Here is a 26,445-nt window from a genome sequence, read left to right as displayed (position 1 = left end):
CCTTAACGGTCTAATGTTCAATCAAGTGCTTCAAGAAGCCCATAAAGGAGTGAACGAACTGAAAGCCCAGCCGCAAGTACCCCAACGATTCGCTGAACAACTTCAAGACTGCCGGAACAACCTGTTCCGCAAGGCCTACTGTTATGTCAAAAACGAGCATGAAGCGCTCGAAATCGTCTCGGAGGCTACCTACAAAGGGTATCTTGCCTTCGGAAGGATGAAGACACCGCAGTATTTCGAGACCTGGATGACCCGGATTGTCATCAACACCGCTATTGACCATCTTAACCGGAACAAACGGGTTACTTACATGGAGGATCACTCGCAGAGCTATGCCGGGGATGAGCATGCTGTTCCACTGGAGGAGAAGCTGGATCTGTACCAGGCTCTGGACAGACTATTGCCCGAGGAGAAGGCGTATATTATCCTGAAATTTTTTGAGGATCTGCGCTTCAAGGACATGGCGGATATTCTGGAGCTGCCGGAGAACACCGTCAAGACCAGGTTCTACCGGATCATCGGCAAACTGAAAGCTCACTTAAAGGATGGGGAGGTCGAGGGAATATGACAGGAAAAGACCGTTATACACAGATCGAAATTCCCGCACAGCTCGGAGACGTTCTGGTGGAAGCGCAGAATAAAGCAGCGGCCCGCAGTAAAAGAACCGTACGCTTGCGATGGTTAGGCTCGGCGGCCGCAGCCCTCATAGCCTGTCTGCTAGTGTTGAATATCCCGGATGTGGCAAGCGCCCTCTCCAAGGTTCCTGTAGTGGGAAGCATCGTGAAAGTGCTGCAATTCGGGTCTGGAGGCGAGCGTACTGACGGCGCTGCCGTAAGCACGGTGACCGCTGAGGATACGATTCGCATCGTATTCAATCAGGAAGGTAATACAGCCGCAAGTGTACCTTCCTATACTGTCGACCAGCGGGAGGCTCCGAACCGTCTGATCTTCACTTTTGGCGGCGTCCGCAGCTTTGATTATGACGCACTGGAGCAGGATATGATCGCCTCTCCGCTGGTCAGCGATGTCTACAGAAATATCATCCTGGACGACTCCGCCATGCGGTTCGTGGTTGAACTGAAGGAAGGCACCCGCCATACCCTGACCGAGTTCAGTAATCCGGGTACGCTTGAGCTTAAGCTGACAGCAGAGGGCAAGGCCGCTGCACCTAAAGAAGTCTATTATGTACGCAGCGAAGGAATGCCGCAGGGAGAATCACTGGCTATCCTGGAAGAGGTCTATCTGGAGGATGATGTCACCTTCCTGAAGACTGCCTCCGGTGATTTCGCCGCTGTCATCGGGGGGTTTGCCACCCGTGAAGAAGCTGAGCAGAAGCTCGCGGAAATAACCGCGCGTGAGAACTATGCCGGGGACCTGCACGTGGACAGCTGGATGAGCAACGGGCATCCGGAGTAATTCTCGTATATAAAAGTCTAAGCCGCTTGTCATGCCAATTCCGTCCGGTATTAGCCGGTAGAATTAGGGGCTGTCCCAAAATTGACAGCCCCTTTTATTGCGGGAACGAAAAACAGCATACATTTGCTGACGTGCAGGCGTGTGGCCTGAATGTATGCGGAAAACAGCATACATTGGCGAGGTGTCCCCCTCCCCCAAGTGCTCACGCTAAATCTTCTCCATCATAAAGAGCTATCCCAAGCAGCCGTTTCACGGCTTCCGAGACAGCTCCTTCATTATGTTCTGCATTTGGGGCGGAACTTACGCCGCTGCACTATATTTCATCCGGCGGATAGACCAGGCCGACAGGATGACCAGATACACTCCGCTCATGGAGAAAAACAGCAGATTCTCCATAGCTGTCAGCCCGCGCTGGGTAAGCACGCCCATACCAATGGTCAGCAGTGAATAAGGAAACAGCAGCCCCAGCTTCAGCACATACAGCCCCAGCCCGACAAAAACCGCACACAGGCTGATTCCGACCGGCGTGGCAAAGCTGCGGATACGGATGGACAAGCCGAGCTGCAGAGCGGCAATGCTGAGCGAAGCCACCCAGCCGCGAAAGGTCCACAGGATGATGTCCAGCGGAAAAGCCCCCGTCAAAGACAGCATCTGTCCTGCCGCCCAATACATTAGAAGGAATAGCGCCTGCGCTCCGGCAATCAGCGCGCCTACAATAACAAGCTTGGCTATAAAGATGCCGGTTACGGATACTGGAGCAGCCAAAATCATATTCCAGTTCCGGTTCACATGCTCCAGCCGGCAGACAAAGGCGCAGCAAATGGCAATCAGAATTGGCAGGAAGAACTCCCCGTAAAATAAGCTGACCTGCGTCCACAGGCTAAACCAGCCGCCTTCGAGCGCCTCACGATTCATAACAAAGTTGGCACAGCCGATCATCAGGCTGACCACAGGCAGGCTGACCAGCACCAGTCCCATCCGCGAGTGGCGCAGCTTAGGCCATTCGGCAGCAACACTTCTGAGCATAAGTTCCCTCCTTATATCGCTTGTCTTGAGATATGGGCATTTCCGCCCACATACAGCAGCAGTGTAATAACTAAAGCTGTAATGCATTGAAGGACAGGTATTGTCCCTGTAATATATGACCCGGCAGAAGCTTGATAGAGATAAGTCACCGGACTGAGATCCAAATAATAAGACCAGACGATCATCTGCCGGACAGCGGCTGGGAATAGGCTTGCGGTCGTCCCCAGGAATCCGCCCAGCATGCCAAGACATAGGGCAAACGCCTGATTCTTCACCACCAGCGATATCCATTGCTGCATGGCAATAATCAGCAGACTGGCAATCAGAGTACCCGCAGTGAACTGAAGCAGCAGGCCTGCCGGAAGCGGTTCTGCGAGTCTATGGAACATGCCAAGGCCGGCAATAAAAACAACCTGGGCCAGAATGCCGTAGAGAATCAGACTTCCGGCACAGACGAATTTGGCGGCATAGACCGCCTGGCGTCCGACAGAGGTGGTCATCAGCATTTTCCAGGTATCCCCTTTATGCTCCATGTCGCAAATCCTTGACACCACAATCGCCGACAGAATCGGCAGGAACAGCCCGTTCATGGACGAGAGGCTGAAAATCAGCGCTTCCCAGGCGGCATTGTCTGCACTCCGCGAGATCGAGATGCTTATGGACATGGCCGCCCAGCCCAGCTCGGCGGCCAGAAAGAGCGTCAGCATCGCCCACACCTTTCTCCGCCGGATTTTGTAATATTCGAGGAACAAGGCTCTCGTCACAGGCTCCGCTCCTTTCCGGTAAGATCCAGGAAGATATCCTCCAGGCTCTTCCTCGACTCCACGATCCGGCTCACAGCAAGCTGGCCTGACACCAGGATCTCATTGATCCGCGCCACCTCAGAGTCCGGCATGGCACTGAACACCAGCTGCCCCTCTTGCATTCTGGGCCGGTACCCGTGCTCCGACAGTATCCTTACTGCCCTGGCTGGATCATCAATCCGAAAGTGAACCGCCGCCCGGTTCTGCGCCTGAAGCGCAGCCATCGTCCCCTGGAACAGCAGCTTGCCGTCACTGATAATTCCAACAGAGGTAGCAGTCTGCTCGATCTCGGACAACAGATGGCTGGATACCACAATCGTCATGTCATACTGGGCAGGCAAGGATTTAATCAGCTCCCGGATCTCTCCGATCCCCGCAGGATCAAGACCATTGGTGGGCTCGTCCAGTATGAGCAGACTGGGGAAAGCCAGCAGGGCTATCGCCAGACCCAGGCGCTGCTTCATTCCGAGTGAATATTGCCTGGCAGGCTTATGGCGGTGATTATCCAGCCGCACAATCTGCAGCACCTTATCGATATTCTTGGCGGGCAGGCTGCGCAGCCGCTGCATCACTCTCAGATTCTCAAGACCTGTCAGATGTCCGTAATAGGAAGGCGACTCGATCAGGGAACCCGTCCGGTTCAGAATCTCCAGCCGGTGGTTCCGCAGCTCTTGGCCGAACAGCTTAACTGTTCCCTGGGTGGGCTGCACCAGTCCCAACAGCATCTTGAGCGTAGTCGTCTTCCCTGCTCCATTCGGACCGAGGAAGCCAAAGATCTCTCCCTGCTGCACCTTCAGATTCACCTGATCGACCCGTGGTGTTCCCCCATAGGTCTTGGTCAATTGCTGTGTCTCTATCATTGGATGAGTGTTCATAGGCTCCAGTTCAGCTCCATTTCTGTCAAGTTGACTCTTGCTTCCAAGCATAGAGGCCTTCCCTTGCTACAGACTGAAGATAACCTTACGCCTACCTTAAATACTCCGGCCCCTCCCATTCTTCAACGCCTGATCGTGTATACTAATTCATGGGTGATGACGATTGAATACGATGAAGAACCGCAAAATAATGATCGTTGAGGACGAACCGAAGATACGTGAGATGATCGAGCTCTTTTTACGAAAAGAAGGGTATTACCGCATCTATACGGCTGGAGATTATAGCTGTGCCCTCGCCATGTGCCGCCAGGAGAAACCGGATATCGCCATTCTCGATGTGATGCTGCCGGACGGGGACGGGTTCTCGCTTCTCTCTGCCATACGCACCTTCTCCGGGATGCCGGTACTCTTCCTGTCGGCGCGCGGTGAAGATGAGGACAGGCTGCTGGGGCTGGGACTGGGGGCCGATGATTATATCGTTAAGCCATTCCTGCCGCGTGAGTTAATGCTGCGTCTGAGCGCTGTGCTGAAGCGGGTATATGCGCCTTCCATACCAGAGCGGCTGCCTGCCTTCAGAGTGGGTGAACAGGTGGTAGATCTGGACAGCGCTGTGGTACTGAGAGAAGGGCAGGAGCTGCCGCTGACGGCGAAAGAACACGCCATTCTGGTCAAACTCTATGAGAACCACGGCCGGATTGTGACCAGTGATGCCCTTTGCCAGGCGGTATGGGGGGATGACAGCTACGGGTACGAGAACACATTAATGGTACATATCCGGCGTATTCGCGAGAAGATCGAAACAGACCCCTCGAAGCCAGAGCAACTGCTAACGGTCAGAGGGCTTGGGTATAAGCTCTTGGCGCAGGAGGCGCTCTAATGGACAGTGCGGTCCGGATTTTACGCAAATTCGTAGGCTCTACCCTGCTGGTCTCTACGCTGCTGCTCCTGTTCAATCTGATTCTGCTCGGTTCGCTGATCTTCAAGGAGACCCATCAGGAGGCTTCACCGGAAAAGGTTGTGCAGGAGATATCCTCAGCTCTGCAAGGTTCTGACGGCGAGTATTCCCTTGATCCCAAGGCGGCAGCGCTGCTTCAGCTGAACCGGGCCTGGGCCATGCTGCTGGATGCAAACGGCAAGGTGACATGGAGTGAGCAGTTGCCGCCGGAGATTCCGCGCGCTTACAACATCGTAGAGGTGGCGAAATTCTCACGCTACTACTTGCTGGAGTATCCTGTGTACATCTGGGAGCACCCGGAAGAAGGACTTCTCGTCGTGGGCTATCCCAAATATTCATATGAAAAATATCAGCTCGAATACTTGACCGACTGGCTGCGTTCCCTTCCCTTAAGGGTGCTGCTGCTACTGGTCTGCAACGTGGTACTAGCTGTAGCCCTCTCCTTGTTCATCGGCACCCGGCTGATCCGCAGTATCCGGCCCCTGATCAACAGCATTCATGCCCTGGCCAAAGACAAACCGGTTAACCTGGAGACCGCTGGGATCTTCAGCGATTTGTCCGAGAGCATTAATTCGGCTTCCGCTACCCTGCAGACCAGGAACACGCAGCTGAAATCACGGGATGAAGCCCGCTCGAACTGGATCGCCGGGATCTCCCATGACATCCGTACTCCGCTCTCGATGATCCTGGGCTACGCGAGCAATCTGGAGGAGCAGGATAATTTGACCAGAGAGCAACGCCAGCAGGCTGCCATCATCCGCCGCCAAGGAGAGCAGCTAAGATCGCTGGTCAGCGACTTGAACCTCGTCTCTATGCTGGAGTATGATATGCAGCCGTTGCAGCTTAAGCCGGTCCGCTTATCCGCACTGGCCCGGACCGTGGTATCTGACACCATCAATAACGGCCTGGAGGAGCGTTATTCACTGGACCTGTGCATTATGGACGAACGTCTGCAAGTGATGGGCGACGAGAAACTGCTGTACCGTGCGGTAAGCAATCTGGTCCAGAACAGCATCCGCCATAATCCGTACGGCAGGCGGATTACGGTAACGGTCTCCCGCAGTCCGAACCCGAAGGAGCCGGAATGCTGTCTATCCGTATCCGATGACGGGCCTGGGGTTCCGTCAGAGCTTTTGCCGGAGCTGATCCTGCTGCCTTACTCCGGGAAGCGGACCCGCCCCGTCCGTCAGGGCCACGGGCTTGGCCTCCCGATGGTCGCCCGCATCGCTGAAGCTCATATGGGTAAGCTTGTTCTGGAGAGTAACACCGGCCACGGCCTGCGGGCCACCCTGCAAATCCCCCCTTTAGCGTGAAGAAGAATAGACAGCGAATGTACGAGCCTCTTGTGCGGAAAGAGGTTCTTTCATTTAGGCTAAAATCCTCTCTCCAAGATTCCCCATTTTCTGCTATGCTAATAGAAATTCATAGTAGATACAGGAGGCGTAACCCGGAATGGATGCATTTCAATATGAGCTTACCTCAGAGAGTTCGATTAACCTGAAATATGAGTACGGCGGTGAGTACTTCACGTTCAGCCTGTACCGGGATGACAGAGGGTGGGTGCTTCATCCGTTTGACGGGATGCTGCTGCGGAATCAGGCGATGTGTACGCTGGTTGCGCAGGAGCTGTTCAAGCACAAGCCTTTTCAGGTGATGCTGGCCAAGGAAGGGATTCTGTTCACCGATATACGCTCCACCGTCAATCTGGATAATGTCAACGCGCCGGTTGCCGCACGCAATGAACGCGAGCCGCGCGGTAATCCTGCAGACGACCTGATGGAATTCGTTCAGCAGCACTCGATTGAAGAGGTCATTGACTACGAAGGCAAACTGGTGGGGAGCCGTATCTCCTTTTACAAAGAAATTCTGCAGCGCATGTTCATGGACAACCTGGGCCCCTCAGACCCCGAGTTCCAGAAGATACAGGATATTGTACGGATCTACGAGCAATGCCTGGAGCGGCTGACGGATCTGAACGGTCCGAACCTGGATGCCGGAAGCCGGGGCAGATTCTGATTCTGCCCGTGCACTTATACAAGCTTGAACTACTCATAGGAAAGGCTGGTTCTCATGACACTTGAGCTTATCAAGGGGCAAAAATACAGCTTAACCAAAGACAACCCCCGCCTCACGCATCTCATCATTGGCCTGGGCTGGCAGGCTGCGGGAGCCGGAATTGAGATTGATAGCTCTGCTGTTCTGCTTACAGAGACACAGCGGGTCTCTTCTGCGGCGGATCTCATATTCTATGGGCATCCCGCTGCCGATGATCAGTCTGTAGCTCTATTGCCGCCTGAGCAACAGAGCAGCACAGGCATGGCGGAACACGCACAAATCGCTGTCCGGCTGGACCAGATTCCTGCGGAGTACGAGCGCATTACGTTTGCGCTGACGATTCATGAAGCCGTGAAGCGGCAGCAGAGCTTCTCTTCCTTGGACGGCGCCTATCTGCGGATCATGAGCGCTGCGGACGGAACGGAGCTGCTCCGTTATCCGCTGGGTAACGGTTATACGGTGGAAACTGCCATCGTTGCCGGGGAGCTCTACCGGTATCGGAGCGAATGGAAATTCAGCGCGGTCGGCTCTGGTTATGCCGGCGGCCTGCCCGCCCTATTCCATAGCTACGGGATATCGGCGGATGAGGCTCAGGCATTGGTTCAGACAGCGAGACCGGAGGCTCCGCCCCGGGAGTCTCCTTTTGTTCTGCCGGAGCTGCGGCCACGCCCTAAGCAGAGGCCAGCAGACCTGTTGCCTCCGGCTTCGCCGCCGGGTTCTCCGGGTAATTCGGGAGACCGGCTGCTGAAGAACCACGGGGAGGCGGTCCGGCTTCAGAGCGGGCCGGGAGCTGCGGGCGAGATCGTAATCAATCTCAACTGGGTTCAGACCGAATCCTCCAGCTGGTTTGGCAGAAAAGGAATAGATCTCGATCTGGGCTGTCTGTTTGAACTGAGCAATGGTCTCAAAGGCGCGGTCCAGGCGCTCGGAGAATCCTTCGGCAGCCTGAACCGGCCTCCTTACATCCTCCTGGACGGAGATGACCGTACCGGCTCGATTGCCACAGGCGAGAATCTGCGGATTAACAGCCGCCATCTCTCCGAGATCAAACGGGTTGTTATCTTTGCCCTCATCTATGAGGGAGTGGCAAACTGGTCGCAAGCTGGTGCCGTTGTAACCATAAGCCAACAGGGTGGGCCTGAGATCAAGATCCAGCTGGACGAGCACAACAACGATAAGGGAATGTGCGCCATCGCCATGCTTCACAGCCAGCCGGATGGAACCATCCTCGTGGAACGGCTTGTAGAGTATTTCAGCGGTCATGAGGAGCTGGACCAGCGTTACCAGTGGAATCTGCGGTGGGAGGCCGGGAGCAAGTAGGGAGCAGTCATAATCATGTGCGGCATCACCTTAACGGGGGACGCCGCTTATTGTGTGTGTTCGGTTTTTCGATTTCATTGAGCTCACTCGCGCCCACACTGCAAAAACAGCCCTTCCCCGTCAAAGACGGATGGAAGGGCTGTTTTGTGCTGTAATTATTTTATTCTGCAGTATGATCTACAGAAGCTGCCTGGATGCTGCCGAATGCCCAGAAGCCCGCCGGGACATCTGTCCATTTCTGGGCCGCACTGGTCAGCGGAGCGATGCCAAGGGCACGGTTAACGATGGTTACGGCTTCTGCACGCGTTAACGTCTGGTCTGGACGGAAAGAGCCGTCTTCGTAACCGCTGATGATGCCTGCCTGAGACATCCGTTCAATGGCTGCCTGAGCCCAGTGTCCGGCAATATCACTGAAGCCTGCCGCTTGGTCTTGAGCGCTTGTAATCAAACGGGACAGGAGGGTCGCCATTTCAGCTCTTGTAATCGTCTGGTTAGGCTTGAAGCTGCCGCCCCCATAACCTTTCATGATGCCGCTTCGGGTCACTTGACCGATTGCGTCTGCCGCCCAGTGTCCGGCAGGAACATCAGAATACACTACGCCAGCAGTAGCAGCGGACTGGCCGAAGGTGCGGGCAATGATGCTGGCCGCTTCTGCCCGGGTGATGCTGTTCCCTGGCTTGAAGGTGCCATCGGCATAACCTGTCATATACGCCTTCACCTGTACCTCAGGATCTTGTGCAAGTACAACGGTAAAGGTACTAAATTTGCTGATGCTAAATTGAATGCCTGACTTTCCGGTCTGGCCAAAAGGTACGATCTCTCCCTTGACCAATTCTTTGGTACCGTCGCTGTGCTGGGTGAAGACCGCAAGTGCCTTCAGTTGCTCCGCCGTTAACGAAGAGTTGTTAAGCGGTAATACCAGCGTAACCGGACGGCTCTGCAGATTGGTCTCAATCGTTACCGGACGGCTTACGAGCGTGACCGATGCACCGCGGGATACACTCTGCACCTGGGTTTTCGCAAGGGCTTCTACCTCTGCGCTCTGCTGTGATGTCTTCAGCGGAACGAGGTTGAAGTAAATATCTGTACCGAACCCAGCCATCGAGCTGCCCGGAACCTTCACCTCAGCATTCACTGTGAATAGATCCAGCGTGATCTGATTATCAGCAAATTGCTTGCTGGAAGTTGCCGGAATGGTCAATCTGGTCCCAGCCACCTCATCATTCTTATCAGGCACGTTGATTCTGGCAATACTGGACCCAGCGGCCTTAAGCTCATGAACTGCCCGGATAGCTTGCTCCAATGTGAACGTAAGCGTATCACTCTTCACTCCGTTTGCATCCTTAGTGCGGGTAATGACAACGGAGGATACCATGGAGCCTTGAGCGGCGCCGTTCTCAACGTTCGCATTAATGCTTTCTGTCTGCGGAGAAGGTGTCGGTACCGGAGCCGGCGCTCCCCCTCCTGATCCTGAACCACCGCCGCCCGGTGCCGGTGCAGGAGGATCAGTTGGCGTGACCGGAACAGGAACTGTCGAGAAGCTCCAGACCTTACTATCCGTAATTCCTGCATAGCTGTTACCTGATTCATCTGTAAAAGCACCCGGGTGAATCAGCACATAATAGCTGCCGCCCTGCTTGAGCAGACCGCTTGTATTGATGCTGACGGTAGAGTCCGTGACAGCGACAAGTGCTTTATTTCCCGCTTGAATTCTCGTTACAACCTCATTATTCGCTGCATTCACAAGCTCAATAGCGGCATCTCCAGCTAACACATTCTCGTTAAAAGTCAATGTGAGTGTAGCAGATACAGGTACATGCGTTGTATTGCCTGCCGGACTGTAAGATGTTACTACAGGCGGTGCCGTATCTGGTGCACTGGTGGTCACAAACCGCCAAGCGTTAATGCCTGAGATGCCGCTATAGCTGTTGCCAGCGAGATCTGTAAATGCTCCTTCCGAGATACGTACAAAGTAGCTTGTCCCATGCTCCAGATTATCCGCCGGATTGATGGTTACGACATTGTTCAGAATGGTTACCCTGTCCGAAAGAGCAGGAATCGCCGCTAACGGATGAATATCATCGGTGCTGCGGAATATCTCAATGGTACCCACTGCCGCCCGTACATTTTCGCTGAAGGTAAGGACCAGATTCGCGTTCACTGCCAATTCGGTGGCCCATGGCTCCGGCGAATACGTGATCACCGTTGGCGAGATCCGATCCGGTGCATCTGTGGTTGTGAACTGCCAGAGTGTATTCTCCGCATTACCATCATAGCCGTTACCTGCGAGATCAGTAAATGCCCCGGCTCCAATCTGTACATAGTAGCTCACACCATACTTCAGATCATTCGTAGGATTAATCGTAACTACATTGCTATGAATAATTACATTCCCGGAAGCTGCAGGAATCGTCGCTACTGGTGCATGATTCGCACTATTGTAGATGACGATATCGCCTTCCCCTGCTCTTACTTTCTCGCTGAAGGTAAGCTCCAGATTAGCTCCAATAGCTACACCTGTTGCACCATTCGCAGGTGAGTACGTGTTCAACACAGGTGCAGTTGTATCTGGCGCAGCCGGGGTGGTGAACTGCCAAATGGTGTCGTCTGCGATACCAGCATAGTAATTGCCGGATGAATCTGCAAATGCATTATTGCTAATCCGCACATGGTAGCTTGTGCCATACTGCAGATTGTGGACCGGATTAATCGTTACTACATTGTTCAGGATGCTTACATCCTTGGCAGCAATGATAGCTTCCAATTTGTCAGTTGTGCTGTTGTAAATCACAATACTGCCTTCCCCTGCTCTAACATTTTCGCTAAAAGCAAGCTCCAGGTTAGCTCCGATAGCTACCTCTGTTGCCCCATTCTCAGGCGAGTAAGTGCTTACGATTGGCGCTGTCGTATCCGGTTCGCTGGTGGTACTAAAGCGCCAGGTTGTATCGTTAGTGATACCGGCATAAGGGTTGCCCGCTTTATCCATGAATGCATTATTTGCAATCAACACATGGTATTTCCTGCCATAATCCAGATTCTCTTCTGGATTAATCGTTACTACGTTGCCGTCAATGGTTACCACATCCGAAGTGACAGGAATGCTCATCATTGGGGCATTTAGAATCTCGCTGTAGATCTCAATTTGGCCCGCACCCTTCATTACATCCTCATTAAAAGTAAGCGTCAGGTTGTTGCCAATCTCTACATCCTTCGCTCCATCTGCAGGATAATAACTGCTCACCACCGGCGGTGTAGTATCAGGCGCTTCGGCGGTTGTGAACTGCCAGGTGTCCTTGTCCGAGATACCTGTATAGGAGTTAGAGTTTTCTGCTAGATCTTTGAATGCTCCGTCATCGATGTTTACAAAGTACGTAGAACTGTATTTAAAATCTTCATACGGAACAATGGTTACCACTTTATCCTTAACCGTAACATTCTCTGAGTTAACCGGAATTACCATTAGATTACCTTCGTCTGTACTGTCATAAATCAGAATGTTACCGCTATCCGTTGTTACATTCTCATCGAAAGTTAGTGTCAGTTGGGCATCAGTCGCTACTCCCGCTTCGCCCTGGTCAGGAGAGTAGCCGGTAACAGTCGGAGCTTTCGTATCTCCTGATCCAGCAACAGTCGTGAAGCTCCACTCACCCGCTGCGATCGCTACATTGCCACTGTCACCGTTAGTAAAAGCATTCGCGTCAACTGTAACGGCATATTTCGTCCCTGGATCAAAATTGATGCCCGGATTAATCGTTACCGCATTAGTGTCCGGATCTAATGTTACTCTGCTGGCGTCATCAGCCGGGATGGTTTCAACCGGAGAGGACAGATCTGCAGCTTTAAAAATATGGATATTTTCAGTTCCTGCCTCTACCAGCTGATTAAACATGATCTCGAGATTTGCATCTATTTCTACATCTGTCTCATCATTCCCTGGATTCTGACTGAGAACCCGCGGAATGTTGGGAATGACATAAGACATAATGATCACACCGGAATCACCCGCTGCAATAAATTGATTAAGACCTCGGAAAAATACGATGCCGTTAAGCTTAGTAGTCGCGTTTGTAGTCTCAGGCTTCCATGTCCGCCACAGATCGGTAGTGGAGAACACTTTCCCCCCATCTCCTGCAGCTATAAACACGCTGTTTCCGAAAGCTACACCGTTTAGATTTATATTAGCTTCAAGAATCTTCTCTGCGCCTTTAGTACCCTCCGGAGAGGTAACAATAAGTCCAGAATCACCGACAGCTACGAAGATCCCGCCGCCAAAGGTAATTCCGTTCAAGTTAAGGTTTGAGTAATCGGTTGTTTTGCGCGTTACCTTTACCCATGTCGTTCCATTTCCTGAAGTTAAAACTGTACCGTTATCACCCACTGCAACAAACTTGTTGTTGCCATAGGCAATACCATTCAGATTAACATTAACGCCTGCAACGGATGATGCAGTCCAATTGCTACCGCCGTCGATCGATGTAATTATCTTTCCAGCATCGCCGACTGCGACTAATTTATCTTTGCCGTCGTAGGCGATGGCATTCAAGTTGTTAATGATGCCTGTATTCCGGGAAGTCCAATCCTCATTATCTGTAGACACTAAAACTGTTCCAGCATTGCCTGCAGCAACATATTTGCCATCCGTCCCTGTATGAACAATACCGTTCAAATCTACAGTTACACCAGAATTACGAACTGCCCATGTCGAAGGGTCGCTTGCGGCAACAATTCTTCCTCCTTCCCCGACTGTAACTAAAATATTTGAGCCTACAGCCACTCCGTTTACTTTGCTGCTGTCTGGCAGCGGACCAACATTCTCCCAGCTTGCCTCACCGTTGTCTGTTGAACCTGCATATACCGGAAAGGCCCCGGTCCAAACTAAGCTGATCACGAGTAGCAACGAGAAATATTTTTTCAATCCCTTACCCTTAAACAATGTATCGCTCCCCCTTGTTCATTCATCACTTTTCATCCGCTGCAGAGCAGTAGAAATTTTCATATATGCGCCCATTCTAGCAGACAGCTCTAAACAAACTCTTAACAATTCTCGACAAAAACCGATTCATCAGGACCTAATTGGGGATAGCTCTAAAAAAAATGAAAAAACAGTGATTTTCTAACCTCTTATCAATAAAAATGTCTAAACCTAAAAAAAGCGCACGGAGCTTTTGCTCACATGCGCAATTGTGTTCACATTTCCCCGAAAAATCCCTTGGCAACCAGGATCGCCGATGCGGAACGCGGCCAGCCTGTATAAAAAGCGAGGTGAGTCATTGCCTCGATCAATTCTTCTTCGGAGTAGGCCTTCCACGCACCGCACCATTCCCTCTGTATTGAATTCAATCGGCACTCAAGCCTAACCCTTCTAAATCAGACTGAAATCGGTCTGAGTCAGACCTCCATGTGAAATGTGTTACATGGTACCTTCAAGCAGAGGACTTTTTCCTCGTAGATCATTAGGGAGGTAACTGCATGATGCAAAAAAAACACTGGGGATACAAAGGGATTCTGCTGGTTGTGATCACGATTCTGCTGATCTCGATGGTAGGCTGCAACAACGCGTCGAACAAGGCAGCCGAAGGAGCGGTAGAGAACGATCAGAAGCCAGCGGCGGCAAGCCCAAGCCAGACCACGGGGACAGGCACTTCCGATAAAAGCGCTGCACTCTCCTTCAAGCCGGGGAAATACACAGCCAAGGGGAACGGGAAGAACGGCCCGATCGAGGTTGAGACAGAATTCACTGATAACGCTATTAAAGACGTAAAGGTGTTAAGTCAGAATGAAACAGAAGGCATTGCCCAAGGGCCGCTAAAGATTGTTCCTGAAAAAATCATCAGTGAGCAAAGCCTCGCAATCGATGCCGTCTCCGGCGCATCTATGACCACCAAGGGGATTCTGGAGGCTGTAGAGGATTGCGCCAAGCAGGCAGGCGGGGATCTGACGGTCTTGAAGCAGGCCAAAGCCACTGCTGAGAACAAGGAAGTGGAAGAGATCACAGTTGATGTGGCCGTAGTGGGCGCCGGTGCTGCCGGTACAGCTGCGGCGCTTGCCGCCGAAGACAGCGGAGCCAGCGTCGTACTGCTGGAGAAGACAGCTACACCTATGGGAGCCGGCACTATGGCCGGAGGCATGTTCGCAGCCGATTCCCAGCAGCAGAAGGACAGAAAACAAACGGTCAGCAAGCAATGGCTCTATGACCAGTACATGGCAGCCTCCGATGGCTACATGAACTCGCTGCTGGTCCGCAACATCATTGATGAAGCAGGGAAAACCGTTGACTGGCTGAATGCGAACGGCGCCAAAATGACCCTGGTGGATGCCGGTACCGGCTTTGCCTTTGAGCATATCGGAATGCCTGCCACGCTGCACGGATACCAGGAAGGCGGCACAGTAGCGATCACCAAGCTGATCAAGTCTTTTGAAGCCAAATCGGGACAGGTTCGCTTCAGCACTCCGGTGACTGAGCTGCTGACAGACTCTAACGGTGCAGTAACCGGCGTGCTGGCTAAGAAAGAGGATGGCTCCAAGCTCAAAGTGAACGCCAAGGCTGTCGTCATTGCAACAGGCGGCTTCGGCGGCAACAGCGAGATGATGGAGAAATATTTCGGCAAGAAGTTCACTCCGGGACAGATTGCTACAAATACAGGTGACGGCATTCAGATGGCCTGGAAGGTTGGTGCAGACCCATACGGGATGACCTCGACCCAGTATTTTGCGCAAATCTTTACGCCGGAAGAGATCGCTAAACTGGCCCCGATCAACAAGGATTGGTACAGCCTGACCAAGTTCAGCGAGTACCCGAACCTGAGAGTGAATACGCTGGGCCAGCGCTTTTCCGATGAGACTAAGGTTACCCTCTTCGCTGTACACGGCGCTGAGATTCACATGCAGCCCAAAGAGACGGAATTCCTGATTCTGGACTCCGCCATGCTGAACACCATCAAGAAGAAGGGCCTGGCAGCCATCGAACCCCACTTCTCCAAATGGAAGGGCAAGCGCCAGTTCTACATGGAATTCAATGAACCGAATGATACAGATGTTATTCTTGCAGATGAGAATAGACCTACGGACTACACCCCTTTGCTGGATTCAATGAAAGATACCGGTGTTGTTCACAGAGCAGATTCACTGGAGGTACTGGCTCAAGAGATCGGTGTGGACAAGGATACCTTCCTCGCATCCGCCAAGCAGTACAATACAGCCATTGCCCAGGGCAATGACCCTATGTTCTTCTCCGACACGAAGCGGCTGGTTCCGCTCAAGCAAGGTCCTTATTATGCCATTAAGTATGTCGGACGTAACCTAGGAACGCTGGGCGGCGTACGCATCAATGAGAAGATCGAAGCTACCGATTCGGACGGCCGGGCCATCCGTGGACTTTACGTCGCCGGTGCTGATGCAGGCGGGATGTACGGACAGGCTTATGTTGATTTTGAAGGCGGTACACTGGGCTTTGCCTATACCTCCGGCCGGCTGGCCGGTATCCATGCTGCGGGGTACTCGCATAAGTAATTAGACAACGAATTGCACAATTGTTAAAAAATCGCCCTACCTTTACCCGGTATGGGCGATTTTTGCTGATTCTCCTGAATTGGATTTGGATTATAATGAAGCAAAACTATAAAGGGAGTCTGTGCATCATGTTAGATATTCTCGCGCTGCTGGAGTGCTATAACACCTATGATCAGGATGATATTTACTTTGATGTAGCCAAAACTATGCTGGAGAACTATAACCGACTTCAGACTTCAAGCATACAGGAATTCGCTGAGTCCAACCACATCTCTGTCTCTACGGTCAGCCGCTTCATGCGGCAGATGTATTATGACAACTTCTCAAGCTTCCGGATGATCTATGAGCAGACGCCTCTGCAATATCAATATGACGGCAAATACTATCCTGCAGTGAAGGAAGAGGACATAGATCCGGTAGCCTACGGTGAGCTGCTGGCCGAGAAGATTAAGGCAACCACCAGCCAACTGGATGAACAGGCGATCACTTCGCTGCTGTCCATGATCGAATCCAGTGACGAGATCGTTTTCATCGGCATTCCCTTGCATTCCGAGATCTGGCGGCTGCAGGTCGAGCTGGTGCTCCTGGGCAAAAAGACCAAAGCGTTCATCGACCCCAACTATCAAGTCAATGCCGTTGACGGTGTGAACGAAAAGTCGGCCGTCATCAGCTTGATCTATATGCCGCAGTATAATCTTCATCAGGTGCAACAGTTGAAGAGAGCTAAGGAAAAAGGCGCTCGGACTGCCTGCATAGCTCACGTAAGATTACAAGGTATAGAGAACATTGTTGACCTGTCGCTGCAATACGAAGGCACCGGCACACAAGTAGACAGCCTGCTGATGCAGGTGCTGCTCAATTACATTGGACTCCGCTTACGGAACAAGCTGCTCTTAGGGAAGAGATAGAGGGGAGGCCATTTATGAATCACGATTATTATGTGAATTGCATCACTCAGGGAATGGAACAATATCTGCATACCCTGGCGTTGGCAGAACATATGCAATGACGTTAGATTTAGCAACAACCCCGTAACTGGCCACATTCTAGTCCGCGACTACATATACACAGGGTTACGTCATCGTCTGAATTTACATTATGGATTGATGTGGTGAATGAGGCGCTGCATGGCTGGCCTATGTTGAATCAGGCATATTACGAATTTTGGCTTTCACGTAGCGAGCTATCTTTTTATCTTGCTTACCTGGATGGTGTTCCCATAGCTACCTCCGCTGCCATGCAGACCGGTAATCAGGCATCCATTGAGTTTGTATCCACCCTGCAGCAGTATCGAAATCAAGGTGCTGCAAGCGCTCTGTGCCTCACAACCCTCCATGATTTACATAACAAAGGTGTACATACAGCAACCTTGAGAGCAAGCCACAAAGCCAATGCGCTTTATACAAAGCTTGGATTTAAGCCTTATTTTCAAACCGTAGTTATGTCTTATGAAGAAATAGAACGCTAGCCTCATGTATGCCAGCGATGCGTTCTTTTCCTCAGTTCAGCTATAGCACCGTTCCCGGCACTCGATAAGAACTTTGTGATATCCGGCCTAAATTCAATTTCAATCTGATCTTTGAATACTGTTATCCTTTCAATGATCCATCTCAACATAACTTTTTTGTGGTCATGGCTAGCTTCATTATATTTTAAATTCCACCCACTAATATTTTTGGCCAATTCTTTAATTTCACTTAATTCTAGTTTTTTCGTCTGAAGTTGCTCCTCAAGTGATCTGACTTCCTGATCAAGTTTTTGCAATTCCTTTTCTTTATCCTCAATCATTTCATTTAATAGTTCTGGCTTGAAGGCACTCTTTCCCAAAATACTTTTTGTCACTTCCTTTTTAAGTAAGTTCAATTCAACATATTCGCTTGCCAACTCTTGATTTTTTTTATCAAGGAATTCTTTAATATCCTTATACTCCTCTAGATCATAACCTCTGGAAAATTCTATGTAGTCTATCTTTTTCAAAGATGCGAGATATTGATTAACAACATCAGCTACAGTATCTTCAATTTTATTTTGTGCATAAATAGTCTGCCCCTTGCAATCAACCTTCCTTAACGCTTTGCCAGAACATCGATAAACCGCCCGTTTCCACATTTTAATCGTACCATCAGCAAGAGTGTATTTTTTGGCATTATATGTTGTAGTCAAAGGGGAGCCACAATAACCACATTTTATAAACCCGACCAATAGAAGCGGGCCTACCGAGGTGTTAACTCGTTCCCGATTATGGTCTTTAACTTGTTCTTTCGACCTAGAACTTCTTAGCAATTGAATATTATCAAAATCTTCTTTATCGATAATTACTAATTGAAGTTGTTGTTTTTCGGGCATCGTCCATTCTGCTTTACCTTTAGTCTCAAAAATCCCTTCAACCGATTTTCTTTTCCCATAGGCCGGATACCCTTTATACACAGGATTTCTAAGAATAAAGTTCACAGCAGCAGTGTTCCATTTACCTCCGGTAGAAGTGGGGATTGTATTTTCATTAAGAAACTTAGCAATTCGATTACTTCCAAAACCCTCTTTTATCACCATATTGAACATCTGTTTGACGATAGTAGCTTGTTCTTTATTTATTTCCAGCTTCATCAGCTCTTTGCCTTTCTTATTTTTAATTCCTGAAGGTGTTAACCGGTATCCGAATGGTGCAGTGCCACCTCTAAATACACCATCTTCGGCCATTTGTGTATGTTTTTCATCAACGCGCATCGAAGTTTTTTGAGATTCGTTATTCGATTGCCAGAATCTAAGGAAGTTTGTAATGTCATGCCCTTCGTCTGTAAATTCTTGTTGACCTTCTTTTACTGACCAGACTTCAATTCCCATTGAGTTGAACCATTTTAATAACAGAGGAGTTTCATATGTCCTTCTTCCTAATCTGTCGAACATGAAACAAAGCAATACATCAAAGTGACTATTTTCCGCATCATATCTAGCACGTTGAATTTCATCTCTGTCCTCATTCGCTGTCTTATATCCAGAAACGCCTTTCTCCGTATACTCTTTTACCAACACCCAACCCTTACTATTAATAAACTCTTGACAAGCCCTACGTTGCATAGGAATATCATTTCCTTCAAGCTGCCCCTTTGTTGATACTCTATAAAATGCTGCGACCCGTCTCTTATCCCCCATACCGAAAGCCCTCCCATCAGTCATATGTACTACCATATTTTAATCCTTATTATTCTTTTTGTAAATAATGTTGACTGAGAATTATATTTATGATATATTATTTCTTGTGAGAAAAACGAATGGGGAATTAGTTCAGTGGGAGAACGCTTCGCTGGCAGCGAAGAGGTCAGGGGTTCGAATCCCCTATTCTCCACCATTCTATGGACTCTTAGCTCAGTTGGTAGAGCAGTAGACTCTTAATCTATTTGTCCAGGGTTCGAGCCCCTGAGAGTCCATCACATTTTTAAAGACCCTGACCAGGGTCTTTTTTTTGTTCAAATTAAAGCCCCTTAATCCTATACGTTCATAAGCAATTCAACAAAAAGGCACCCATCGGTTTATTCACCAATAAGTACCTTGTACATTGTGCGGCTGTCCCGTAAACCCCAGAGCCAGCCCCCCCCAATGAGGGCTTACCCTCCCTAAACCGCTTACAGCCCGTCCAGCTCCTCCGTGTTCTTGGACAGCAGTCCTTTCAGTTCCTTCATGAACATGTTAATGTCCTTGAACTGGCGATACACGGACGCGAAGCGGACGTACGCTACCTCGTCGACAGGGTAGAGCTGCTCCATGACCAGCTCGCCGATCTGGCGGCTCTCGATCTCGGCGAGGGCGATGCCGCGCAGGCTTTTCTCCACCTCGGATACGATGACCTCCAGGCGCTCTACAGGGACCGGACGCTTCTCGCAGGCACGGATCAGGCCGCGGAGGATTTTGTCACGGCTGAACTCTTCACGGCTGCCGCCTTTTTTGATCACAATCAGCGGGGTCTCTTCAATCATCTCGAAGGTGGTGAAACGGCGGCTGCATAGCTCGCATTCCCGCCTGCGGCGGATGGACTTATTCTCATTAGCCGGGCGCGAGTCCAGGACTTTGGTATTGGTGTGGTCACAGTAAGGGCATTTCATAAGCTTCTTCACTTCCTCATCATTAGAATGGATAGGCCCGGTCCATTGATACACAAGGGCTATGCGGGCATTATTTAATTTCCAGAAAACACCGTTTATTTGTTGTTATGAATCTGACATGTCCGGCACATAATACAGTTACCAACCGATAGGAGGTGAACAGCAATGAGCCAAAATAACAACTCCAATAACCTGGTAGCTCCAAACTCACGCGGTGCCTTGGAACAACTGAAATATGAAGTTGCCCAGGAACTAGGTATTACCCTCTCCCCAGACGGATACCAAGGCAATAAAACTTCTTACGAAAACGGTTCGATCGGTGGTTACATCACTAAACGTCTTGTAACCCTGGCTGAACAGCAATTGGCAGGTCAGTACAAATAAGTACAAATAACCTGCTAAACACGACATAAGCTTGCCTAAGAAGTATCGAACGGCCTCCGGCCGTTTGATGCTTCTTTTTACATAATAGCAGCAGAAGTAACAAGCACCCTAGAACTCACTGTAGAGCTCGGTGTATTGATCATAATAATAAATCACACGCTGCACGTAATGCCGGGTCTCACCGAACGGAATGTCCTTCACAGAGGCTTCTGTTCCGTCCCACTGCCCTTCATCCAGCCAGCTCTGCACCTTGCCGGGTCCGGCATTATAGGCGGCTATAACTGCTATACGGTTGCCGTCGAACTGCTTAGAGAGCGTAGACAAATACCAAGTGCCCAGTTCAATGTTGGAGGAGGGCTCTTCCTTTAGCCGTTCCAGCGATACCTCAGGAAGCTTGGCCTTTTCGAGCGCCCACTTGGCGGTATCCGGCATCAGCTGCATGAGTCCCAGCGCGCCTTTTTTGGATTCGCGGCCGGTCTTATAATTGGTCTCCACACGGATAATGGATGCTACCAGGAACGGGTCCATCTCATACGTCCGGCTGTGCTGGCGGATCTCTGCTTTATAATGAATAGGATAAAACCATGACATCCAGTTGGAGCCTAGAAACAGGATCGCGGTGAAGCCGATGAACAGCAGCAGCAGGACTCTTTTGGAGCGCAGCCACTTTATCATATCAGGCCCAGCCTGTCCCACAGCCGGGCAACCTGAAGCTCGGCAGACTCCGGATCACCGCTATTGTCGATCACATAATCCGCTTTCCTGCGCTTCAGTTCAATATCCATCTGCGACCTCAGCCGGTCCTCAGCCTGCTCCAGCTTCATTCCGCTGCGCTCCATGAGGCGGGCTAACTGCACCCTTCTCGGAACATAGACCACAATAATCTGCTCAAACAAGGAATCCAGCTCTGATTCGTAGAGCAGCGGAATGTCGACAATGACCAGCCGCTGCGGATTCTCCTGCTCAAGCGCATACATTCTGTCCTTGATCTCCCTGCGGATTGCCGGATGGGTCAGGTTATTCAGTGTCTTGAGCGCCTCCGGGTCCCGGAAGACAATCTCACCAAGACCCGCCCGGTCCAGCGAACCGTCAGGCAGCAGGATGCGGTCTCCAAAAGCCTCCACCGCTGCCGCCAGCACCGGATGTCCGGGGAGCATCACCTCTCTGGCGATGACATCGGCATCCACCAGTGCAGCTCCCTTGCGGACAAACAGTGCAGACACGGTGCTTTTTCCCGAAGCTATGCCTCCGGTTAAGCCTATAATCATGTACTCACCTCATAATAACTTCATTATACCCATTACAATTAATAATATCGCGGGCAGCGCAGCCGCATGCTTCATCCAGTAGCTGCCGGATAATCTAAGTCCCGTCTTCATTCCCATTAGCAAAAAGGTTCCGCTGAATACAGCGATCATCAGCGAGGTGGACCACGGGCTGAATCCGAGCAGTGCCGCACCGAGGCCGGCTCCGAAGGCATCCAGCGACAACGCGATCCCCAGAATCATGGCTTCCATGGAGGAGATGCTCCCCGAGGCATCCATATCAGCGGAAGACGGTGTGCGGAGAATCTGTATCACCACGCCCAGATGGCGCAGTTCCAGCGAGAATACAGCCGGCTTCAGCACCGTTTCCGCATTCTGTGCGGCAGCAGCCGTCTCCAGTATGGTCTCTAATCCTGAATGATCCTCTGCGGCAGCTGGCGCAGTCTCTTCCTGCTCCTTCTGCGTCAGCATCTGAAACAGTGACCAGCAGCCCATTAAGACGAGAATAACCGCTCCGACACTGGAAGCGGCATTCGGCGAGACTACCTTGGCCAGCAGCACGCCGACCTGCATAGAACCATAAATGACGACCCCTGAACAGAGCGAAATAATGATAATGGAGAGCAAGGGGATTTTCATTTTACGCAGTCCATATGTAATACCTACACCAAATCCATCCAGACTAAGCGCAAACGCAAGCAACAGCAAAGACAACAATGGGCTCAGCACCCGCAATCCCTCCCGTGAAGAACCGGAGCCGGTGGATTAAGCATCCAAGCCGGAGCTCCGTTTCGCCATAATCAGCAATCTTCACACATTATATGGGCGGGACGGGCAGTAAGTGCCTGCCTTTATACATAGCAGTTATAACTCAAGTGTAACTAACCCGTAAACGGGCTCTAACCGCAGCGCTGACTCTAAATAAAAATCACAGAATCAGTACAGGTACGGGCTGGCAGCTGGGACAATAATGCGTTCCCCGTCCGCCGACCACGCTCTTCTCAATCAGCGTGCCGCAGGTAGCACACGGCTGATCCTTGCGTCCATAGATCTTGTGCTGATCCTGGTAACTCCCGCTCTCCCCCTGGCCGTTGACATACGACTTCACGGAGGAGCCTCCGGCATTCACCGCTTCCGTCAGTGTTGCGACAATAGCATGGTGCAGTCTGGCCAGCTGATCCTCGGTGAGGGACTTCGCGGTCTCCTCCGGGTGGATTCCTGCACGATGCAGGGACTCATCTACATAAATATTGCCGATGCCTACTATATATTCCTGATTGAGCAGCAGCGGCTTGATCTTGGTGCTCCGCTTCGCGACAATCTCCTTGAACCGTTCCAGCGTGAAATCGGCATCCAGCGGCTCCTGCCCCAGCTTGTTCAGCGGCTTCAGCTGCAGATCCTCTCCCGGCTGGAACAGATGCATCGTCCCGAATTGGCGCACATCCGTATAACGCAGCTCCGTCCCATCTGTGAAATGGAAAATAACATGCGTATGCTTGTCCAGCAGCTCGCCCTTACGGTACACGCCGTAACGGCCCTCCATCCGAAGATGTGAGACCATCACCAGCCCGTCAAATACGAAACGCAGGAACTTGCCTCTGCGTTCAACTGTAACCACACTATGACCTGCCAGCATATGGGCAAAGGCCTGAATATCATCCGGGCGCTGAATAATCCGCGGCAGCCGGACGGTGACATGCTCTATCTGCTTGCCTGTAATTAACTCATTAAGTGTTCTTCTGACTGTTTCGACTTCCGGCAATTCCGGCATCATGGCTCACCTCCACTCCATTATACCGGATATCTGCCATGTGCGGGGAGCCTATTTCGCTTCGTACCAGTTGCTCCCAAAACTTACCTCTGCCTTCAGCGGAACAGACAGCTGCAGTGCTCCGGCCATCACCTCGGGCAGCAGCAGCTTCATCTGCTCCAGCTCCTCCTCCGGCACCTCGAACACTAACTCATCGTGTACCTGGAGCAGCATCCGGCTCTTCAGGCCGCGCTCATGCAGTGCCTTATCCATATGAACCATGGCCAGCTTGATAATATCCGCAGCGGTTCCCTGGATCGGCGTATTCATCGCCGTACGTTCTGCGAAGGAACGCAGATTGAAGTTCTTCGCATTGATCTCCGGCAGGTAACGGCGGCGTTCCAGCAGCGTAGTCACATACCCCTGCTTACGGGCCTCGACTACGATATCATCCATGTAACGGCGGACACCCTGGAACACCTCAAAATACTGCTCAATGAACCGGGCCGCTTCCTTACGCGGAATGTTCAGGTTCTGTGACAAGCCGTAATCGCTGATGCCGTAAACAATTCCGAAGTTTACCGCTTTGGCGGAGCGGCGCATATTACTGTCCACACTCTCCGCAGGGACGCCGAATACGTCCATCGCAGTCTTGGTATGAATATCCATATCCTCGACAAAAGCTTCCTTCATCCGCTCATCGCCTGAGATATGCGCCAGCACACGCAGCTCGATCTGTGAGTAATCCGCCGCCAGAATCGACCAGCCCGGCTCTGAGGGCACGAATACCTTACGGAGCTTGCGGCCCTCTTCGAGCCGGATCGGAATATTCTGCAGGTTCGGGAACTGGCTGCTGAGCCGGCCTGTGGCCGCAATCGTCTGCCGGTAAAAGGTGTGTACCTTGCCGGTCTCCGGCGAAATTTCCTTCATTAAACCTTCGACATACGTAGATTGCAGCTTGGCCAGGGTACGGTATTGCAGAATCAGGCGCACGGCGTCATGATAAGGCGCAAGCTTCTCCAGTACCTCGGCATCCGTCGAATATCCGGTCTTCGTCTTCTTCACGACCGGCAGGCCCAGCTTCACGAACAGAACCTCACCCAGTTGCTTCGGAGAATTAAGATTGAATTCAGTTCCGCATGCGGAGTAGATCTCAGTGACCAGCCGGGAGATTTGGGCTTCGAATTCCTTGCCGAGCTGGATAAGATCGTCCTTGTTAACAGCAATGCCCTGCTTCTCCATATCGGCGAGAATCCGCGACAGCGGCATCTCCAGGTCCTGGAACAGACCGGTCATGTCCGTCTTGTCCAGCTCTTCCTGCTGCTTCTGCACAATGCCAAGCACAGTCGCACTCTTGCGGGCGACATGCTCACCGAGAATCGCAAGCTCAGGAATTCTATATTTGGCCCCTTTGCCGAAAACATCCTCATCCGGCGACAAGCGGGGCAGGCCGTATTTCGTGGTCAGGTCATTCAGATTCTGGCTCGCTTCAGTCGGGTCCAGCAGGTAAGCGGCCAGCTGAACATCGTGAGCGGCTCCGGCAAAAGCAATCCCCTGCCAATGCAGCGCCAGATCGGCACGGTGCAGATCATACCCGCTCTTCGGTGCCTGCTCGTCACCGAGCCAGTCACGCAGGGGTGCTGCCGCCTCACTCTTCAGCAGGGCAAAAGGCACAAAGTAATGCTGCTCCGGCGAAGACAGCCCGAGGCCGATCACTTCGGCACGGTGCGGGTTCTCCCCGTTAGATTCCACATGCAGGGCGGAGATGTCCGGCAGTGCCTGAACCAGCTTCTCTAATCCGGCTTCATCAACGATGGTAATCGTAAGCTCTGCCGCTTCCACCGCTGCGGGGCCGGACAGACCGCCGTCCGCCTCATGCGAATAGGCGCTCAGCGACAGGCGCTCCAGCAGGGACTTGAACTCCAGCTTCGCCAGGGCAGGGCCCGCCGTATCGGCAACAATACCGCTGAACACCATATCCTCCCAGGTATGCTCCAGCGGAACTTCACGGTAGATCGTCGCCAATTTTTTGCTCATGATGGCGCTATCCGCGTGCTCTTCCAGCTTCTCCTTCATCTTCCCCTTCAGCTCACCGGTTCCGGCAAGCACACCTTCCACCGATCCGAACTGCTGGAGCAGCTTAAGCGCTGTCTTCTCCCCGACTCCCGGTACCCCGGGGATATTGTCGCTGGCATCGCCCATCAGCCCCTTGAGATCAATGATCTGCTCAGGGGTGAGATCATATTTGTCCCGGATCTGCTTAGGCCCGTACAGCTCCACTTCCGTAACTCCCTTACGCACCATCGCTATGGTGGTATGCTCAGAAGCCAATTGCAGCATATCCTTATCCCCGGACACAATCATCACCTGACGGCCGGCGGCATCCGCTTCCCTGGAGATGGTGCCGATAATATCGTCAGCCTCGTAGCCGGCAATCTCGAACTGCGGAACTCCCAGACCCTTCAGCAGCTCTTTGAGCAACGGGAACTGCTCGGACAGCTCCGGCGGGGTCTTTTGGCGTCCGCCCTTATAATCTTCATAGCCTTCATGCCGGAAAGTAATCTTCCCCGCGTCGAAGGCCACAATCATATGTGTCGGTTTATGCTCCTCCAGCAGACGGAGCAGCATCGTCGTGAAACCGTATACCGCATTCGTCTGCTGTCCTGCTGTATTCGTCAGCGGCGGCATGGCGAAGAACGCCCGGTAAATGATATTATTTCCATCAATGAGTATCAGCTTGTCCACACTAGCACCTCGCCTTTATCTTGCTTTCTCTTTACATAGTACCATATGCTCCGTACAAAAAAGAACCTGAGGCTACAGATCCACACCTGCTCCGGCCTTTAGCTGCTGCTAATGGTATGGAATACAGGTTTGCCAAGTGAAGCGCGCTTTAAAACAAAAAAAGGCAAGCCCCGGGGAGGTGGCTTGCTGTCTGATGTTCAAGGCGCAGAGCTCTGCTAAACTGTATCTATGCGCCAACATTATGC

The 26,445-nt window shown here is 51.6% G+C and carries 21 protein-coding genes and 2 tRNA genes; 12 read left to right on the top strand and 11 right to left on the bottom strand.

The window, feature by feature from the left end:
- Positions 1 to 49 precede the first annotated feature (49 nt).
- Both MKZ07_RS01000 and MKZ07_RS00995 read left to right on the top strand, forming a co-directional pair.
- Positions 50 to 568, top strand: coding sequence for a sigma-70 family RNA polymerase sigma factor (locus MKZ07_RS01000; RefSeq protein ID WP_076155143.1), 519 nt, complete (start codon positions 50 to 52; stop codon positions 566 to 568).
- Entirely contained in the window at positions 565 to 1,416 is an 852-nt protein-coding gene (locus MKZ07_RS00995; protein WP_036695896.1) for a hypothetical protein, read from the top strand. Before MKZ07_RS01000 ends, MKZ07_RS00995 begins: the two co-directional genes overlap by 4 nt.
- Before the next feature lie 300 nt (positions 1,417 to 1,716).
- Here MKZ07_RS00995 and MKZ07_RS00990 read toward each other — a convergent pair whose 3' ends face one another.
- Genes MKZ07_RS00990 through MKZ07_RS00980 form a run of 3 tightly spaced genes read right to left on the bottom strand, consistent with a single transcriptional unit; the run spans position 1,717 to position 4,120 of the window.
- Positions 1,717 to 2,442 (bottom strand): ABC transporter permease, encoded by a 726-nt coding sequence (locus MKZ07_RS00990; RefSeq protein ID WP_036695894.1) that lies wholly within the window; start codon positions 2,440 to 2,442, stop codon positions 1,717 to 1,719.
- A gap of 11 nt (positions 2,443 to 2,453) precedes the next feature.
- Complete coding sequence (locus MKZ07_RS00985; RefSeq protein ID WP_036695893.1) at positions 2,454 to 3,206, bottom strand: ABC transporter permease; 753 nt, start codon at positions 3,204 to 3,206, stop codon at positions 2,454 to 2,456.
- Positions 3,203 to 4,120, bottom strand: a complete 918-nt coding sequence (locus MKZ07_RS00980; RefSeq protein ID WP_036695962.1) for an ABC transporter ATP-binding protein — start codon at positions 4,118 to 4,120, stop codon at positions 3,203 to 3,205. Before MKZ07_RS00980 ends, MKZ07_RS00985 begins: the two co-directional genes overlap by 4 nt.
- A 172-nt stretch (positions 4,121 to 4,292) precedes the next feature.
- On the opposite strand from MKZ07_RS00980, the gene MKZ07_RS00975 reads away from it, so the two are divergent.
- The 4 genes from MKZ07_RS00975 to MKZ07_RS00960 all read left to right on the top strand — a co-directional run bounded on the left by MKZ07_RS00975 (position 4,293) and on the right by MKZ07_RS00960 (position 8,450).
- Positions 4,293 to 4,997, top strand: a complete 705-nt coding sequence (locus tag MKZ07_RS00975) for a response regulator transcription factor (RefSeq protein WP_036695960.1) — start codon at positions 4,293 to 4,295, stop codon at positions 4,995 to 4,997.
- Positions 4,997 to 6,388, top strand: a complete 1,392-nt coding sequence (locus MKZ07_RS00970) for a sensor histidine kinase (protein ID WP_036695891.1) — start codon at positions 4,997 to 4,999, stop codon at positions 6,386 to 6,388. Before MKZ07_RS00975 ends, MKZ07_RS00970 begins: the two co-directional genes overlap by 1 nt.
- A gap of 139 nt (positions 6,389 to 6,527) precedes the next feature.
- On the top strand, positions 6,528 to 7,091 hold the full coding sequence (locus MKZ07_RS00965; RefSeq protein ID WP_036695889.1) for a hypothetical protein: 564 nt from the start codon (positions 6,528 to 6,530) through the stop codon (positions 7,089 to 7,091).
- Between the two features lie 54 nt (positions 7,092 to 7,145).
- Positions 7,146 to 8,450, top strand: a complete 1,305-nt coding sequence (locus MKZ07_RS00960; protein WP_036695886.1) for a TerD family protein — start codon at positions 7,146 to 7,148, stop codon at positions 8,448 to 8,450.
- A gap of 160 nt (positions 8,451 to 8,610) precedes the next feature.
- On the opposite strand, the gene MKZ07_RS00955 is transcribed toward MKZ07_RS00960, so the two are convergent.
- Complete coding sequence (locus MKZ07_RS00955) at positions 8,611 to 13,383, bottom strand: Ig-like domain-containing protein (RefSeq protein ID WP_341024019.1); 4,773 nt, start codon at positions 13,381 to 13,383, stop codon at positions 8,611 to 8,613.
- 536 nt (positions 13,384 to 13,919) lie between these two features.
- On the opposite strand from MKZ07_RS00955, the gene MKZ07_RS00950 reads away from it, so the two are divergent.
- The 3 genes from MKZ07_RS00950 (at position 13,920) to MKZ07_RS00940 (ending at position 17,427) form a co-directional block, all read left to right on the top strand.
- Positions 13,920 to 15,959, top strand: a complete 2,040-nt coding sequence (locus MKZ07_RS00950; protein WP_051493628.1) for an FAD-dependent oxidoreductase — start codon at positions 13,920 to 13,922, stop codon at positions 15,957 to 15,959.
- Between the two features lie 128 nt (positions 15,960 to 16,087).
- Positions 16,088 to 16,867, top strand: coding sequence for a MurR/RpiR family transcriptional regulator (locus MKZ07_RS00945; protein WP_036695876.1), 780 nt, complete (start codon positions 16,088 to 16,090; stop codon positions 16,865 to 16,867).
- 203 nt (positions 16,868 to 17,070) lie between these two features.
- Positions 17,071 to 17,427, top strand: coding sequence for a GNAT family N-acetyltransferase (locus MKZ07_RS00940; protein ID WP_156949644.1), 357 nt, complete (start codon positions 17,071 to 17,073; stop codon positions 17,425 to 17,427).
- 2 nt (positions 17,428 to 17,429) lie between these two features.
- Here the strand turns inward: MKZ07_RS00940 and MKZ07_RS00935 are convergent, their stop codons facing one another.
- Positions 17,430 to 19,109 (bottom strand): recombinase family protein, encoded by a 1,680-nt coding sequence (locus MKZ07_RS00935; protein ID WP_341024017.1) that lies wholly within the window; start codon positions 19,107 to 19,109, stop codon positions 17,430 to 17,432.
- Between the two features lie 121 nt (positions 19,110 to 19,230).
- Between MKZ07_RS00935 and MKZ07_RS00930 the strand changes: the two genes are divergently transcribed.
- Together MKZ07_RS00930 and MKZ07_RS00925 are read left to right on the top strand one after the other, a co-directional pair.
- Positions 19,231 to 19,305: transfer RNA gene (locus MKZ07_RS00930), tRNA-Ala, on the top strand.
- A gap of 6 nt (positions 19,306 to 19,311) precedes the next feature.
- A tRNA-Lys gene (locus MKZ07_RS00925) sits at positions 19,312 to 19,384 on the top strand.
- Between the two features lie 195 nt (positions 19,385 to 19,579).
- Here MKZ07_RS00925 and nrdR read toward each other — a convergent pair.
- Complete coding sequence (nrdR, locus tag MKZ07_RS00920; protein WP_036695870.1) at positions 19,580 to 20,056, bottom strand: transcriptional regulator NrdR; 477 nt, start codon at positions 20,054 to 20,056, stop codon at positions 19,580 to 19,582.
- Between the two features lie 165 nt (positions 20,057 to 20,221).
- Here nrdR and MKZ07_RS00915 point away from each other — a divergent pair, with 165 nt between their 5' ends.
- Positions 20,222 to 20,440 carry an alpha/beta-type small acid-soluble spore protein gene (locus tag MKZ07_RS00915; RefSeq protein ID WP_036695868.1) on the top strand — a complete coding sequence of 73 codons (219 nt, stop codon included), beginning with the start codon at positions 20,222 to 20,224 and terminating at the stop codon, positions 20,438 to 20,440.
- A 108-nt stretch (positions 20,441 to 20,548) separates the two neighbouring features.
- Here MKZ07_RS00915 and MKZ07_RS00910 read toward each other — a convergent pair whose 3' ends face one another.
- From MKZ07_RS00910 to polA, 5 genes are all read right to left on the bottom strand, one after another.
- Positions 20,549 to 21,112, bottom strand: coding sequence for a lytic transglycosylase domain-containing protein (locus MKZ07_RS00910; RefSeq protein ID WP_036695954.1), 564 nt, complete (start codon positions 21,110 to 21,112; stop codon positions 20,549 to 20,551).
- Positions 21,112 to 21,708 (bottom strand): dephospho-CoA kinase, encoded by a 597-nt coding sequence (coaE, locus tag MKZ07_RS00905; protein ID WP_036695867.1) that lies wholly within the window; start codon positions 21,706 to 21,708, stop codon positions 21,112 to 21,114. The genes MKZ07_RS00910 and coaE overlap by 1 nt, the downstream gene beginning before the upstream one ends.
- A gap of 9 nt (positions 21,709 to 21,717) precedes the next feature.
- A complete protein-coding gene (locus MKZ07_RS00900; RefSeq protein ID WP_084648958.1) occupies positions 21,718 to 22,434 on the bottom strand; it encodes a manganese efflux pump in 717 nt (238 codons plus the stop codon).
- A gap of 199 nt (positions 22,435 to 22,633) precedes the next feature.
- Positions 22,634 to 23,476: a DNA-formamidopyrimidine glycosylase gene (gene mutM, locus MKZ07_RS00895; protein WP_036695952.1), complete on the bottom strand. Its 843-nt coding sequence runs from the start codon at positions 23,474 to 23,476 to the stop codon at positions 22,634 to 22,636.
- A gap of 51 nt (positions 23,477 to 23,527) precedes the next feature.
- Positions 23,528 to 26,200 (bottom strand): DNA polymerase I, encoded by a 2,673-nt coding sequence (polA, locus tag MKZ07_RS00890; RefSeq protein ID WP_036695864.1) that lies wholly within the window; start codon positions 26,198 to 26,200, stop codon positions 23,528 to 23,530.
- Between the last annotated feature and the right edge of the window lie 245 nt (positions 26,201 to 26,445).

The sequence above is a fragment of the Paenibacillus sp. FSL P4-0338 genome (assembly GCF_038002365.1).
Lineage (GTDB): Bacteria > Bacillota > Bacilli > Paenibacillales > Paenibacillaceae > Paenibacillus_AQ.
Note: the sequence above shows the minus strand (reverse complement) of the source record. Positions and strands in the feature narration are given on the sequence as shown.